This is a genomic window from Polynucleobacter sp. MWH-UH2A, from assembly GCF_018687195.1.
Lineage (GTDB): Bacteria > Pseudomonadota > Gammaproteobacteria > Burkholderiales > Burkholderiaceae > Polynucleobacter.
The window spans coordinates 543,158-557,300 of record NZ_CP061321.1 but is presented as its reverse complement, the minus strand read 5'-3'; the positions used below and the strand labels follow the sequence as shown (position 1 = coordinate 557,300).

At 45.2% G+C, this 14,143-nt stretch carries 13 protein-coding genes; 5 read left to right on the top strand and 8 right to left on the bottom strand.

The window, feature by feature from the left end:
* The first annotated feature begins 2 nt into the window (after positions 1-2).
* Positions 3-194: a hypothetical protein gene (locus IC571_RS03020; RefSeq protein WP_215317356.1), complete on the top strand. Its 192-nt coding sequence runs from the start codon at positions 3-5 to the stop codon at positions 192-194.
* On the opposite strand, the gene IC571_RS03015 is transcribed toward IC571_RS03020, so the two are convergent.
* Together IC571_RS03015 and IC571_RS03010 are read right to left on the bottom strand one after the other, a co-directional pair.
* Positions 191-592, bottom strand: coding sequence for a flagellar protein FlaG (locus IC571_RS03015; protein ID WP_215317355.1), 402 nt, complete (start codon positions 590-592; stop codon positions 191-193). The genes IC571_RS03020 and IC571_RS03015 overlap by 4 nt on opposite strands.
* A 62-nt stretch (positions 593-654) precedes the next feature.
* Complete coding sequence (locus tag IC571_RS03010; RefSeq protein ID WP_215317354.1) at positions 655-2,304, bottom strand: flagellin; 1,650 nt, start codon at positions 2,302-2,304, stop codon at positions 655-657.
* Positions 2,305-2,832: 528 nt separating this feature from the next.
* On the opposite strand from IC571_RS03010, the gene flhA reads away from it, so the two are divergent.
* From flhA to IC571_RS02990, 4 genes are read left to right on the top strand one after another with little or no spacing between them, the layout of a single operon-like run.
* On the top strand, positions 2,833-4,923 hold the full coding sequence (gene flhA / locus IC571_RS03005; RefSeq protein ID WP_215317353.1) for a flagellar biosynthesis protein FlhA: 2,091 nt from the start codon (positions 2,833-2,835) through the stop codon (positions 4,921-4,923).
* A gap of 35 nt (positions 4,924-4,958) precedes the next feature.
* Positions 4,959-6,611, top strand: a complete 1,653-nt coding sequence (flhF, locus tag IC571_RS03000) for a flagellar biosynthesis protein FlhF (protein WP_215317352.1) — start codon at positions 4,959-4,961, stop codon at positions 6,609-6,611.
* Entirely contained in the window at positions 6,608-7,426 is an 819-nt protein-coding gene (locus IC571_RS02995; RefSeq protein ID WP_215317351.1) for a hypothetical protein, read from the top strand. Before flhF ends, IC571_RS02995 begins: the two co-directional genes overlap by 4 nt.
* 45 nt (positions 7,427-7,471) lie before the next feature.
* Positions 7,472-8,161 carry a FliA/WhiG family RNA polymerase sigma factor gene (locus IC571_RS02990; RefSeq protein WP_215317350.1) on the top strand — a complete coding sequence of 230 codons (690 nt, stop codon included), beginning with the start codon at positions 7,472-7,474 and terminating at the stop codon, positions 8,159-8,161.
* A gap of 14 nt (positions 8,162-8,175) precedes the next feature.
* On the opposite strand, the gene IC571_RS02985 is transcribed toward IC571_RS02990, so the two are convergent.
* The 6 genes from IC571_RS02985 to IC571_RS02960 all read right to left on the bottom strand — a co-directional run bounded on the left by IC571_RS02985 (position 8,176) and on the right by IC571_RS02960 (position 14,131).
* The gene (locus tag IC571_RS02985; RefSeq protein WP_215317349.1) at positions 8,176-8,862 is read right to left on the bottom strand and encodes a tetratricopeptide repeat protein; all 687 of its coding nucleotides are present in this window, start codon (positions 8,860-8,862) and stop codon (positions 8,176-8,178) included.
* 129 nt (positions 8,863-8,991) lie between these two features.
* Positions 8,992-9,405, bottom strand: a complete 414-nt coding sequence (locus IC571_RS02980; RefSeq protein ID WP_215317348.1) for a hypothetical protein — start codon at positions 9,403-9,405, stop codon at positions 8,992-8,994.
* Positions 9,406-9,445: 40 nt separating this feature from the next.
* Positions 9,446-9,781 carry a flagellar biosynthesis anti-sigma factor FlgM gene (gene flgM / locus IC571_RS02975; protein ID WP_215317347.1) on the bottom strand — a complete coding sequence of 112 codons (336 nt, stop codon included), beginning with the start codon at positions 9,779-9,781 and terminating at the stop codon, positions 9,446-9,448.
* Between the two features lie 104 nt (positions 9,782-9,885).
* Positions 9,886-10,563 (bottom strand): flagellar basal body P-ring formation chaperone FlgA, encoded by a 678-nt coding sequence (gene flgA, locus IC571_RS02970; RefSeq protein ID WP_215317346.1) that lies wholly within the window; start codon positions 10,561-10,563, stop codon positions 9,886-9,888.
* On the bottom strand, positions 10,563-12,113 hold the full coding sequence (locus IC571_RS02965) for a hypothetical protein (protein ID WP_215317345.1): 1,551 nt from the start codon (positions 12,111-12,113) through the stop codon (positions 10,563-10,565). Before IC571_RS02965 ends, flgA begins: the two co-directional genes overlap by 1 nt.
* Before the next feature lie 32 nt (positions 12,114-12,145).
* On the bottom strand, positions 12,146-14,131 hold the full coding sequence (locus IC571_RS02960) for a hypothetical protein (protein WP_215317344.1): 1,986 nt from the start codon (positions 14,129-14,131) through the stop codon (positions 12,146-12,148).
* Between the last annotated feature and the right edge of the window lie 12 nt (positions 14,132-14,143).

The following is a 14,143-nucleotide window of genomic DNA, read 5'->3' as shown; positions in this document are numbered from 1 at the left end:
CTATGCTACTTGTCGAAACTGCCCCAGCAGCCGCTGAACCAGAAGCGGTTGATGGTGCTTTAGAAGCAACCACCGCAGAGTTTTGGGTACTAGTTGTGCTTGAAACAGCCATTAATAGTCTTCTATTAGAAAATCAATTTAGTTCAAAGCCATGCAAAATATATGCCAGTAACTACTGGCATATTCAGTATTAAGCCTTTTGACTCACAAGACCGCTAGCCGTATGACCCAAACTTTCAGCAATTTCCAAGAGCTCCTTGGACGGCAACTGACGAACAACCTCTCCAGTTTGCGGGTTGGTTACCCTTACGACATGGTAACCAGTATTGCTATCAACCGAGAAACTCAAATCACGGCCCATAGACTGTACAAACGATTCCAATTGCTGTGCTGTCTTTTGGATGGTCTCTTGCGTTGGTTGGGCGGCCTGATTAACGTTAGAAGGTTTTATTTCAGTTGAAACCACCTTTGAAATTACCTCGGCATCACTCAGTTGGCTTGATTGTGCTGGAGCTGAGCTATTCGCAGTAACAGGTGTAGCTCCAGCATTCTGTGGAGCTACTACATTTGCATTCAATGGTCCTAAATTCATTTTTTACTCCTTAAACAGAAACATCTAGCCTTGATACAAGGCTAGATGAACTCAACCATATATTACTTCAATAATGACAAGATCACGTTTGGCATTTGATTTGCTTGAGCCAACATTGCTGTTGCCGCCTGTTGCATAATCTGACCCTTTGTTAATAGCGCCGTCTCTTTTGCAAAGTCAGTATCAGTAATAGCAGACTTAGACTGTTGCAAGTTGGTCGATTGTGAAGACAAATTCTGAGAAATAAAACTCAATCTGTTCATCTGTGAACCGTAGGTTGATCTCTGAGTGGAAACATAATCAATCGCTGCATCAATTGCATTTGCGGCAGATTGGAAAGTAGACTGCCAAGTTGCACTAGTCGTAGTTCCGTTCAGAGTTGTTAAACCGTTTGTACCAGAGATTACGTTACCAACAGTTTGCATTTCTTGTGCAGCACCCGCATACTGACCCGATGTACCGGTCATCATATTTAAGGTATTAATAGAAATATAAGCATTGCTGGTTGGACCGGATTGGAACTGAAGCTGTGAATTTCCAGCATTAACCAGCTTTAAGACACCAGCGCCGGCACCAGATTGGCCAGTGAGCGCCTTGATTTCATTAGCAATATCGTACTTATTGGCAACAGTTTGATAGTTGTGAATGTTGAACGACACACCCGCGCTAGCAAAAGTTAGGGTTGTATCAGTATTGGCATTGAAATTTAAACCAGCCAAGTCAACAGAGTCTGTATGAGCAACGCTATTAGCATCAGTCCAAGACATTTTTAGCACAGTATCTGTGACGTTCGCGTTGGTGAACGTATACGATCCAGGAGCAGTGCCGTTTGTGGTGATATTGGTGATTTTTGCAGCATTACCGCTAATTGCAAAAGTACCAGTGTTGTAACCAGCGGCAATAGCTGATCCCAATACTAGAGCCGTACCCGCAGCCACTGTATTAGAGACGTTTAAGGTAACGCCCATCTTATCAAAATTAAGTGATTGTAAATTTACTTTTGTCTTACCTGTATCGCCATAAGCATCATTAACAGTCAATGTTTGAGACAAAGGCACACCATTACTTGTAGTCTGCAATGTTAATTGATTGCCGACAGCAGTCAAGGTGTAGTTACCGGGATTTACGCGAACTGAATCATCATTAGTCAATGACCATGTTGATGCAATCGTATCATTTGTCACAGCGCTTACTGCGGTGGTAGTTACTGTTGTACCAGTAAATACAGCAGCAGTCTCAGTCAAATACTGTCCAGCATAAACGCCGGCGTTTACCTTATCGATTTGAGTAGTATTTCCAAGCAAACTCACACCATTAAATTGTGTACGAGCAGAAGTTTGGTTAATCTCAGTATTCAGATCATTCATTTGTTGAACGATATTCGCACGTTGAGTTGCGTTAAGTGAACCGTCATAACCTTGAGTTGCCAATTGCTTGAGGCGTAACAACATGTCCTGAATGGTTGCCAAAGAACTATCAGCTGTTTGCAACAAGTTAGTAGCATCACTCAAATTTTGAATAGACTGATTTGTGCCGTTAATTTGGCTTTGCATATTTTGGGAAATAGCCAATCCTGCCGCATCATCCTTTGCACTGTTGATACGCAGACCAGAAGATAGGCGTTGAACAGAATTTGCCAAGTTATTTTGAGCGCTTGACAGGTTGTTCTGAGCGAACAAGGATGCAAGGTTGGTATTAATTACGGTAGGCATTTGATTCTCCTTAAAATTACTTCAGATACTTCTACTTCTCGTTAATAGGTTAGGGTTTTTTAAATTGCAACTCCCTGTATGTTCTTTAACGGAGCAGAAATGCCAAGTGTTTAGATATTTCTACAAATATTCACCTTAGATACCCATCAATGAAAATTTAAGTAATTGATTTAATTGAATATTTTTCTAAATACTTAAATTTGGATCTGTAAAATTAAATTATTTTTTGCCGTATTCAATTCTTAGAAGCATCCATCCTCAACTAAAGCCCTATAGCCAAGCTGCGCAAGGTTAGACTTACAGCAATCTAAATGTGGGGATCCACCCAAATTCCCCGAAATAGGAATGACAAGCCCGCCTCTTTATGGAAAAAACTGCCTAGAAAATCGGCAATTTTTGCCATTTCTGGTGTTTTTTGACCTGAAATCCGGTATATTTAGGGTTGCTGGAGGGAGTGGCCACTAAATATGGTGACTTATCCGTATTTTGAGCCTTTTTAAACATTTTTCGGGCAAAAGACCTATACGCATGAAAATCCTGGGTTTTGACACCTCCAAGCTGCCGAGTCCATCGGCACAAGGCGCCATCCCGATTCTGGTTCTTTTAGTTCTAATCATGATGCTGGTACCCCTGCCAGCTGTCATTTTAGATGTTCTCTTTACCTTCAATATCGCGCTATCGATCATCGTCTTGTTTACGGCGATCAATATCAAAAGCTTTAAAGACTTTGTTGCCTTTCCAACGGTTCTACTCCTTACCACCCTGCTTCGACTATCACTGAACGTCGCCTCAACCCGTATTGTTTTATTGGATGGTTACAAAGGAACTGATGCTGCGGGCAAGGTGATTGAGGCCTTCGGTGTTTTCTTAATTGGCGGCAACTTTGCGGTCGGTATTGTGATCTTTATTGTGATCACCATCATCAACTTTGTGGTGATCACCAAGGGCTCTGGCCGCGTAGCTGAAGTTTCAGCTAGATTTGCCTTGGACTCTATGCCCGGTAAACAAATGGCGATTGACGCTGATTTGAACGCGGGCCTCATTCAACAAGATGAAGCTAAAGCGCGCCGCGCTGATGTAGCACAAGAAGCAGACTTCTTCGGCTCCATGGATGGTGCCTCCAAGTTTGTGCGCGGCGATGCAATGGCCGGCATCATGATTTTGGTCATCAACCTCATTGGTGGTTTGATGATCGGCGTTTTGCAGCACGGCATGGACTTTGGCAGAGCACTTTCTACCTTTGCATCCTTAACTATTGGTGATGGCCTGGTTGCACAAATTCCGGCTCTGGTGATTTCTACTGCAGCCGGTATTTTGGTTACCCGCGTTGCCACTGAAGATGACTTTTCTGGTCAGGTTTCCAAGCAGTTTGAAGCCAATAGCAATGCACTCGGTGTTGTCGCTGCCGTGCTGGGCATTCTTGGTGTGTTACCTGGCATGCCCCACTTTATCTTTTTGGCCTTTGCTGCCATGTTTGGTGGACTTGCTTACCTGACGCACCAACGGATTAAGAAAGAAGCTGCTCAAGCGAAGATTGCAGCAGCGCAACCTGTCACCAATGAAGAGCTTGAGTGGAAGGATGTGCCTATTGTTGAGCCACTCTGCTTAGAGCTAGCCTATCGACTTATTCCCTTGGTAGATAAAGGCGACGAGAGTGATTTAATCAAGCGCATCAAAGCGATTCGGCGTAAGTTTGTAACGCAAGTAGGTTTTTTAATTCCATCGGTGCATATTCGCGATAACTTGCAACTTTCTGCTGAAAGCTATCGTGTGTTGCTCTACGGCGCAGAGATTGGTCGTGGCCAATGCTTGCCCGATCGCTTGCTTGCCATTCAACAAAGTGGCACTGAAAAAATTCCCGGCATTGAAGTCAAAGATCCTACCTTTGGTATGCCTGCTGTTTGGATTGAACGTCGTCAACGCGATGAAGCAATTGCCAAAGGTTATACCGTGGTTGAGCCAGCAGTTGTGATCACTACGCACTTAGATCACCTGATTCACCAACATGCTGCAGAGCTTTTGGGTCGTCAAGAAACCCAAGACTTACTCGATCACTTCAAGATGAGTTATCCAAAGCTCGTTGAAGACGTCATCCCTAAAATTGTGACGGTTGCGCAATTACAGCGCATCTTGCAATTACTCTTAGAAGAAAATGTTCCGATCAAAGACTTGCGCACCATCTTAGAAGTCTCGAGTGAATACGCGGGCAAACTCAATGACCCACTGGAAATTCTGCCGCATATTCGTTATGCCTTGCGTCGCACTATCGTGCAAGACTCATTAGGTGATGGCAATAACTTTAAAGTTCTTGGCATCCAACCAGAGTTTGAGCGCTTGATTGAGCAATCCATTGGTGCTGGTGCAATTGCCCCCGACGGCTTAATTGAACCCTCTTTGGCCCGCATGTTTGGCGAAGAAGTTATCCAAGGGGTTCAGGAAATGGAAAACGAGAACCTACCCCCAGTCATTGTGAGCGGCACCCGCACTAGGGCCACAATCTCAAGGATTGCCCGCCGCGTTTGCCCGCAAGCGATCATTTTGGCTCTTAGCGAGCTCCCGCCCACTGCAAATCTGGCTTTTTACAAGGTTCTTTGCTCCCAGACGGGCAAAAACCCCTAAAATCACTACTAGAAAGAATGATTCGGAGTTAACGCATGGGCCCCCAAAAATTTATTGCAGCCAATACCGCTGACGCCTTAAAGCTCATACGTGCAGAGATGGGTCCGGATGCCATGGTGCTCTCAACCAAAGATACGGATCAAGGCGTAGAAGTCATGGCAATCACATCTGGTGATTTAGCCAATCTTTCTGCCCGCTCAGAAGCGTTAGATCCACAATTTGGCGAGCCGAGTGCATTTTCAGAACGCTCACTAAAGCAGTCCGGCCTTACCGACAAGTTTGCCAATGCCATTGCAAGGCGCGCGCCACCCTCCGCCTCCACTCCATCTTCAATTGAGTCATCTAGACCTAGAGTGCACCCTGATGTGCCAAATGGCATTTTGCGTCGCAATCCAGCTAGAGTGGAGCGCCCCATTCGCGCCCCTGGCGCTGAGGCCTTTTTACCCACCTCATTTAATGATGCTGAGCGCATACCCAGAGGGTCAGCCAATGTCATCAATCCATCTAATAACGATGCCATCTTTAGCGCTAGCCTTGCTGCCAACACCAAAGCTGCGCAGGAAACTGCTGCCTTAAATGCTTTAAAAGCCGCCGCTCAAAGCGCTGCGCAAAAAGTACGCACGCCTAGCGCTCAAGCTGAGCCAGTAAATAATCCATCAAACTACGCAACAAGCAACACATCACCCAGCATTGCTGCGCATGCAGAAAGCTCGCCAAAGGTAGAAAAACTACTCTCTGAAATCAGTGAAGTAAAAAACCTCTTGCAATCTCATGTTGCTGGCAGCTTTTGGGGAAATATTCAGCAAGGGAATGCGCAAATCACAGAGGTGGTAAAGCATCTTCTGAATAGCGGGTTCTCGCCAAAATTGGTTGCAGAGATTGCGCAAAATCTACCCGAGAATTTAAGCGTACTGCATTTACTCAAAAATGCCCGAGAGCAAGTCAAATGCATGCTTAAGACCTCTCGCGCATTTGATATTTTTGATCGCGGTGGTGTCTTTGCTTTTATTGGCCCAACTGGGGTCGGCAAGACCACTACTGTTGCAAAGATTGCGGCGAGGTGTGTATTGCGCTATGGCCGCAATCAGGTTGCCTTGCTAACTACCGACACCTATCGTATTGGCGCCCAAGAACAATTAAAGACCTTTGCCAAAATCTTGGGCTTATCCGTTACCGCCGTTAGGGACAGCGAAGATTTAGCAGCCAAAATTAAAGACTTTTCTAATCGCAAGATCATTTTGCTAGATACCGCTGGAGTGAGTCAGCGAGATACATTGATGGTAGAGCAATCACACCTGCTGGAACACGGCTCAAGCAAAGCGCGCCGTATTTTAGTAATGAGCTCAACCACGGATTTACGCACGCAAGAAGAAGTGATTAATTTGCATAATCAAGCTATGCAAAACACCAATGGGGAAAAACTGGACTCTGTCATCATCACCAAAATTGATGAAGCTGCGCATTTAGCTCCAGTGATAGACAGCGTGATTCGCCATGATCTTTCTATTCTGTTTGTTTCCAATGGCCAACGGGTTCCAGAGGACTTAAGTCAACCTGATGTGAACTATTTAAGTCACCGCGCGATGGCAATACGCGCCTTTGCCGAAACTTTCTCATTGACTGATGAGCAAGTACCAGCATTACTCTCTGATCATTTGGGCGACTGGATTCGTAAAGTCAACCAATGAATACGGCAAGCACTGTTAGCGGCACCGATCAGGCCGCAGGTTTACGTGATATTTTTGGCTCAGAACTGTGCCGCGTCATTTGCATTGCGAGCACATTAGATCCAGACTCCACAATTCATCTTGGTCATGGCGCTGCTCATAACATCAGACAACTTGGTCACCGTGTATTGCTGGTTGATGAGGTTCCTTTGGCCGATCGCAAAACCATGTCTGGTTTTTTATACCCAGTGCGGTATGACTTGGGGCAGGTTTTTTCCAACTCGATTGACTTATTAAGAACGATTAAACAGATAGACGATAACTTTTGGTACGCCACTAGCGCCAAGTTACGCCCAGAGATCACCAGTCGATATGCAAAATATCCCAAACTCGATGAACGCTTAGTAAAACATGAAATTGACATCGATTATGTTGTGTTTCCGACGGTTGACCCACAGGCAAATATCGTCGCTTACTATGGCAGCAATATCAAACGTATCTTGATTGCCTCTACTGAGGAAGCCTGCTTAAAAAAAGCGATGGTCATGATTCGCCAAATGGCTGAATTGCAACCGGATGAGCCACTTTCGGTACTGATTGTTGGTGGACATGATGAGGCGGCAGGTACCGCTGCTTTTGAAAAGTTGCAAGATGCGGCTCAAAGAGCCCTTGAGCAAAATATCGAGTCCTTAGGCTGGGTTCAAGCCTTTACCGCTCAAAGGGTCGAGATTGATCTGGATGACATGAGTTTTAACCCCGTTACCCATGGTACCCCCCATGAATTTGTTCTGCCTCATCAATTTTTTAAAGCAATTTCTGCCAAAATTACCGCTTGATACAATTTAGAGAATCCTATTGATGTCCTTTTGTGCGAGCTGTGATTGAAACCTTCTAGTTATACCCAGTCAGTTGATATTGATCTCGCCATCAAAGAACATCTGCCACTTGTAAAGCGCATTGCCCATCAAATTTGCTCGCGCCTGCCGCCCAATGTTGAAGTAGATGATTTAATTCAAGAGGGTTTAACGGGTTTATTGGATGCCTTAACCCGATATGAGCCTCAAGCCAATTTGAACTTTGAGGTATACGCCCGTACCCGCATTCGTGGCGCCATCTACGATGCTTGCCGCAAAAATGATATTTTGCCGCGCAATCAACGTGATGAGCTAGAGGGTTTAGAAAAAGTTACCCGCAAACTAGAACAAAATTTAGGTCGCCACCCCTCTGAAAGAGAAATTGCTGCCAGCGCTGAAATGACGATTGAGGCATACCATGCCATCATGGCCAATATGGTTCACCTCATGCCACTCGATGATTTATCAGATGATCTTTTGCCGTCTGATACCGACTCATCAGATCCCATGAGAGCTGTGGCAATGGCCCAATTGGCTGAACGTATTGCTACCATCCTAGAGGGCCTTCCTGAAAACGAGCAATTAGTGTTTGCACTTCACTATCAAGAAGACCTCTCTTATAGAGAAATCGCCCAAGTCATGAATATCACGCCAGGACGCATTAGCCAAATTCATACTCAGGGCATGATTCGCATTCGGGCCAAACTCAAAATTTAATAGTTGCGCCCAGCTTACAGACTCTTATAGAGCCTACGCATATTTTTGATTTTTCCATACTGCAATTCAGCTTCATCAAACTCTTTGTTGAAATCACCTTTATTGGTGTGCTGAAAAATAATCAATACCCGATGCGCCTGCTCATGTCCTGCTAGGGTTGCTAGCACCAAGTAGTAGCAAGCCTTACTGTGGTCCTGGGGAATAAATTCCCCTTTTTCATAAAGACATCCCAGCGTATAGGCCGCTTGTCGACTACCCTCTTGCGCGCCTTTAGCAAGATACTCAATTCCCTTATTCATATTACGAGGAATGCCTTGCTCCTCACCCAGGCCTAACGCATAGATATTGCCTAGATTACAGTAGGCATCTACAACATCTTCTTTGATCGCCTTTTCATAATATTCAATAGCGGTTTTGTAGTTCTGCTTAATCTCACCCATACCCCGCTCATACATGAGGGCCACATTAAAATGGGCATAACCATTGCCAAGGCTGCTATTAGAATTTACCCACTCAAAGAGCTTGGCAATTTGCTCCGCATCCAAATGCCCATCAAAGCACATTTTGGTGAGCGCAAATTGCGCCTCCTCATCCACATCATGGACGGCCAATTCATAAAAGATCTCAAACGCTGCTTGATAGCGGCCACGGTTTAAGTTTTGCCTAGCAATATCTAGACGAGCATTATCAAAAAATTGCATAACTTCCGGAATGGATATAAATATTTAACCGTACTAATCACTCTTGGAGAAGCTACTTGCCTCTGGGTGCACATCACTATTATGGACAAAAATACTAAAAAATTCTTGTACGTGACATGCTTGTGAGCGCTAGACCTTGCGTGATAGGACGCCGCCGACTGATCCAGGCACTCCACCCTCGCTATCGTAGGTCGCGCTAGGAGCTTGTTGTGCGATAAAGGATTGCATAGCAGCGCTACGTTGCATTGCCAAACGAATGAGATCGCCGTTAATTTGATGGTTGACGGAAGCCTCATCTAACAAACTCATGAGACTGCGCTTTTGCTCATCTGGAAACTGTCCAATATCGACTTTGAGTTGTTCAGCACCGCCTGGGTACTGATTGATGGCATCTAAAGCAACATTGGTAAGATCCAACGCAGCTGGCAGCCGATCCATGTCATTTACCTCAAGTGCACTACGCAGATCTAAAACAGCGCCGGCAATCTTTTGCAAGAAAGATTGCATCCCATCAAATGACATTGATGGGGATTGTTCTGACATAACTATTAGATTTGGGGGGTGATGCAAGCCTAAGCTTGACTTAGGCTTGTTTTGGTTTTTGACCAATTGCGGCAACAACATCTTTGAGCATTGCCTGAGATATCTTTTTGTAATCGATCTTAAATTCGCCATTGGCCACTTGATTGCGGAGCTTCTCAATCAAAGCCTCATCAGTGACTTTATTTGCCTTGGAATCACTTTGCACTTCAGCCAACTTAGCCGTCAAGCTGATATCTAAATTGACTGCTGGGCCAGCAACTGTATCAGTGGCTAACTTATTTGCGCTTGGGTTTAAAGCAGTCGAGTTCGAGCCAGAGTTCGGTTTACCAACCCCTGTATTTGGCGGAATTAACGCCCCATTCTCGTTTACCTTCATCGCTTTCTCCTCTGCACTAAGAGCATTTTACTACCCTTGGCACCAATCCGAGGATTGCTGCCCATTCTCACCACTGTAACCCAAATACTGGGTTTTTACATCCATTATTCCACCGTCACTACGACGACTGACGGCCTTAAAACCTTTCCTTGCAAGACCTGACCATCCGCAATACGAACTCGCACCATATCGCCGATCATGCCTGCGGTTTGGGCTATACCCTCACCAGAAACCTCAAAATCCTTGCCTTTAAGGACAAGCCTTACGGGATCTCCTGCTTTTATTACGGATGATTCCTTTAAATCGTTTAGCCCGACTGGAGAACCCATTTGTAGAGAACGGCTCAAAATACGGTCATATGCCCCTTTGGGAGACCTCAAAACATCGTCTGGCAACGCGCTTAACTCCCCGTCAATCACCCGAATATCGCTTGGCTCAATCTTTTGGCCGGCTGGAAGATACTGGCTGGCAACCACATAATTGCCAAACACCCGAATATTGAAGGGAATATTGACCATCCAACCCGCCTTGGCGCAACGTAACTGAAGGGTTGTTCTACCCCAAATTCGCGCCCCAGGCTGAGTACCAATTTCAATAGCGCCACCCATACAGACGGGAACAACAATATTAGGGTCAACCAACTCCGCCTGGAATCGCAAACCATTAACAGTGGGGCTAGATTGAATAAAACGCGTGATTTCTTTATCAAGATCAGGCGCTAAAGCTGCTTGAGCGCTTGTGCCTAATAAATAGGCAACTATGAAGAACCCAAAAAAACGCATTATCTCGTGTACCGATCCAATGCAACCCAGGAATAAACATTATTGGCACCATCTAAAGCAACGCCAGCCATCCAGTAGGGCCGCTCCAAGGAACTGGGGAAATTTTGATGCACATTCATATTTTGAACGCCCAAGAATTCATGGGCATGAATCACGTAATCATGGTTACCCGCCCGAACATAGATATTGCGAGCTGGATGAATGATCTCCCCCAAAAAATCAACTTTAGAGTCAACCACTTTACCCATAGGCTCTTCACCAAGATACTGGATCGCAGAAACTGCATAGTTTTCCCCATGTCGAGTAAAGAAAGCCATTGGCATACGCAGCAAACTTGATGGGCAGGACAACCGCACGCCATCATGATGGATCTCCAGAGAGCCGCCGATTTCCGCCATCATATTGCTGACAGCTACTAAGTGCTCATTTGACAGGGTCACATGATCTAAGTCGACAAAAATCATCAACTCTTGTTGAACCGCAAAAATACTAGGGCAAGGCGGCAAAATACTGAGTATGGTTAAAAGCTGCTGTGCGATATCTGGATCTGCATACACCTCATCAATCAATAATTCGTCTGTGAGGTTTTCAAAAATATGGCGTAGTGATTGCTGACCTGATCGCACCAATTCATCTTGCTCACGACCCAGCAAAAAGTCTACCTCTACACCACTCCAGTTATCGCCTTTGCCAACCAAACTACGCGCTTTTTGCATGCGATTTAAATTGCTGGATCGATCCAATGTGTAATGTTTATCTAGATAACGCGCCCTACCTGAATATTCAAATGCACTCTCGCGATCAATTGGTTTGGTCAAATTCTCCGGCAATGAGAATGGTTTTGGCTGTGGCGGAGTAAATAAGACGGGTGGCGACTCTTTTCTTGCCGCAAACAAATGATTTAGTTCATTTACAGCGCGATCTAAGGCTTGCTCTAAAGCCTGCTCACGCGAGACGGGCTCTGGCGAGGCAGGCTCGACAGTTTGCACGGGAGCCTGATCTTCAGTCTCCACTTTTTTTACTTGTAAAGCACGAAACAGTTCGGGAGAAAATTCTTGATTAGGGAAAGCATCTTCAACCACCTCTTCAGCGGGTTTTGCCTCATTTATTACGGAAATTGGATTTTGCTCAGCTTGCGGGCTCTGCTCGCCAATCTGTATCGGTTCAGCGGAAATTGGTGCGCCCGCCTTTAACTGCGCAAGTTTATTAGCAAAGCTCGCTTTAGCCGCTTTTAATACTTCATCGCTTACAACTTGCTTGGTCGCTTCACTCGGGTGAACCTGAGTTACTCCAGCATTCGTCAATAAAATAAAATCATTCACAAGTAAAAGTGACTGCGCTTGATTTTCCTTAAATTGCACAGCCAATTCTTGGGCGAATTCAGAAATGTCTTCCAGCCCAGCGCCATCAAGCGCATTCGCTAAATCAACGCAATGCATCACGATAGGCTCAACCTGAATTGGTCCAGCTGTATTTTTAGGCGTGGCTGATAGCAATCCCTCGATCGCCCGATCAACATCTATTAAAAATAGTGGTTTTTCTTCAGCCATGGTTTGCAGTGTTTAATGGATCTTTAAATGAATCACACTTTGATTTCACGTTTGAGATCGCCAAAGGCGCGATTCAAGCCGTCAAATTCCTCTTGCCACAAATCAAGATCGCGCATCACCTGCTTTGCATCCATACTAATGAGCTCAATAACCTCTGGCGAAACCTGCGGAATGGTAGCTTGAGCATCAACAGCTTGGTCTAAGGCTTGCGCTAACGAAGTACGCATTTTGGAAACGGTTGACTCCACCCTCTCAACCAATAAATTCAACTGCTCCGTTTCCACCGCTAATTGCTTGCTCGAGTGATTATCTAGTATGGCTAAATACAAACGAACACCCTGCTGCTTAAGAGCAAAGAATGCATCTTGTAATTGTTCTAAAGGTCCTCCGCGATTTTGATTCGAGGTAGAACCATAAGCGTTATCAGATTGATCGCTGGCGCTAGACCGCATCTGAGCACTTTTATCCTGTAGGGTGTTGACTGAGTGACGCAATTTATTGCCCATTTGGCTGAGCGCCTTCATGCGAGACTCAATACCAATCACCTTATCTTTCAGATCGCCGCTGAGCTCAGTAATCGCATTTACAACTGTCTTTAGCTCTGCCTTGCTTGTGTCAGCCAAGTCCCTTCGCTCCATATCCGCTTTGAGGGAGTCGGGGGATTTAGATTTAGACTCAGGTACTGATTTTGCATCCTGGGAATTAGAGTCGCCTGATTTATTTAATGCCAAATCAATTGATCCTAAAAGCTCATCGGCGGCGGCTGCAAGCTTGGTGACGCGCTTGTTTTCAGGCTCGGCAACACGAGTATTTTTAATTAACATCGCTGCGCCCAATCCAGCGCAGATTAAGCTGATGATGCTTACTAATGTGAAACCCAAAAATCCACCAGCAGCTGCAAAATCAAAGAGGTGAATACCATTTGAATTTTTCTGAGCAACCACCTTCAAGGCCTCATGATCTGAAGCAAATTCACGCACCACCTGAATATTGTTTATGTAGACCTTAAGCGCTGAAGCGCTCTCTTGCGGCAATTTGGTATGCCAAGGACTTTGATGTACCTTAGGCATTGCTTGTGTGAGATTCAAGGTTGATTTGCCAGAAGTCTTTTTGCCCGCCTCGATTTCAATTAAGACCTTTTGATCAATTACGGTACCCAAAGCCTTTTGCAAATCCGCCGATGCAGAAGCGCTAGTAATATTTTTTTGCCAAGCCGCATTTGCTTTGATGTACTCAGCCAAGCTTTCTGCATACTTCCTCGCTGGGGAATCAGCTGCAATCTTATCTAACTCTAAGGGGCCCTTTGATGAAATGAGGGTCTCGGCAGACTTAGCCAAAATATCCAAGCCAGCCAAACCCTTCTCCTGAGCAAGCAGCAGAACAATTGATTGCTCAGCGGTTTTCGCACCAACTAATACACCCTGTATGTCTGTCGCATTAATCGACTTTTGTTCGGCTGCCACTGAACTAGGAGCAATATCATCCTCCTTAGCTGCTTCAGCATATTTATCTGGCTTTCCAAATAATAGCTTCATGATTTTTGCATCGAGCTTTTGGAAAAAAGCCAATGCCGGATTATCCGAAAGGACTGCCACTGCTTCATCTTTGGCGCTCTTGATTCCTTCGGAACCCTTGCTGGAGTTAGGGGCGGTATTTACTTTTTGAGGCGTCGCAGGATTTACTGGGCTTGATACATTAGAACTATCGGGCATCTTGACATCGTCGGTCATTGACCTCAGAAGTCGATCTGCTTTTTTCAAGCCATTAAAAAACTCGGAATCTAGGATATGAGTGCCAGTTACCTGCTGCTGTAGGTCTTTCAGCGCAGGTATAAGACGCAATACCTCAATTTGCTCTAAATCGATGGACTGCAAATATCGACCATCAGACAACCAAGAACGTGCGGTTAAATAAGCGCCAATACTAGTTAATAGCGCAACAGAAAAAGAGATGGCAGCTAGCCACTGCCAAGGCTTCGTCGAACGTTGAAATACGTGATTGTTATAGATTTTGCGCATATTTATTATCTA

Bases quoted from the DNA above. Each gene is read 5' to 3' on its own strand.
- flgA (WP_215317346.1), bottom strand. From the start codon at position 10,563: ATGCGTTTTTTTGGGTTCTTCATAGTTGCCTATTTATTAGGCACAAGC.
- IC571_RS03020 (WP_215317356.1), top strand. From the start codon at position 3: ATGCTACTTGTCGAAACTGCCCCAGCAGCCGCTGAACCAGAAGCGGTT.
- flhA (WP_215317353.1), top strand. From the start codon at position 2,833: ATGAAAATCCTGGGTTTTGACACCTCCAAGCTGCCGAGTCCATCGGCA.
- flhF (WP_215317352.1), top strand. From the start codon at position 4,959: ATGGGCCCCCAAAAATTTATTGCAGCCAATACCGCTGACGCCTTAAAG.
- flgM (WP_215317347.1), bottom strand. From the start codon at position 9,781: ATGAAGGTAAACGAGAATGGGGCGTTAATTCCGCCAAATACAGGGGTT.
- IC571_RS02965 (WP_215317345.1), bottom strand. From the start codon at position 12,113: ATGGCTGAAGAAAAACCACTATTTTTAATAGATGTTGATCGGGCGATC.
- IC571_RS03015 (WP_215317355.1), bottom strand. From the start codon at position 592: ATGAATTTAGGACCATTGAATGCAAATGTAGTAGCTCCACAGAATGCT.
- IC571_RS02980 (WP_215317348.1), bottom strand. From the start codon at position 9,405: ATGTCAGAACAATCCCCATCAATGTCATTTGATGGGATGCAATCTTTC.
- IC571_RS03010 (WP_215317354.1), bottom strand. From the start codon at position 2,304: ATGCCTACCGTAATTAATACCAACCTTGCATCCTTGTTCGCTCAGAAC.
- IC571_RS02995 (WP_215317351.1), top strand. From the start codon at position 6,608: ATGAATACGGCAAGCACTGTTAGCGGCACCGATCAGGCCGCAGGTTTA.
- IC571_RS02985 (WP_215317349.1), bottom strand. From the start codon at position 8,862: ATGCAATTTTTTGATAATGCTCGTCTAGATATTGCTAGGCAAAACTTA.
- IC571_RS02960 (WP_215317344.1), bottom strand. From the start codon at position 14,131: ATGCGCAAAATCTATAACAATCACGTATTTCAACGTTCGACGAAGCCT.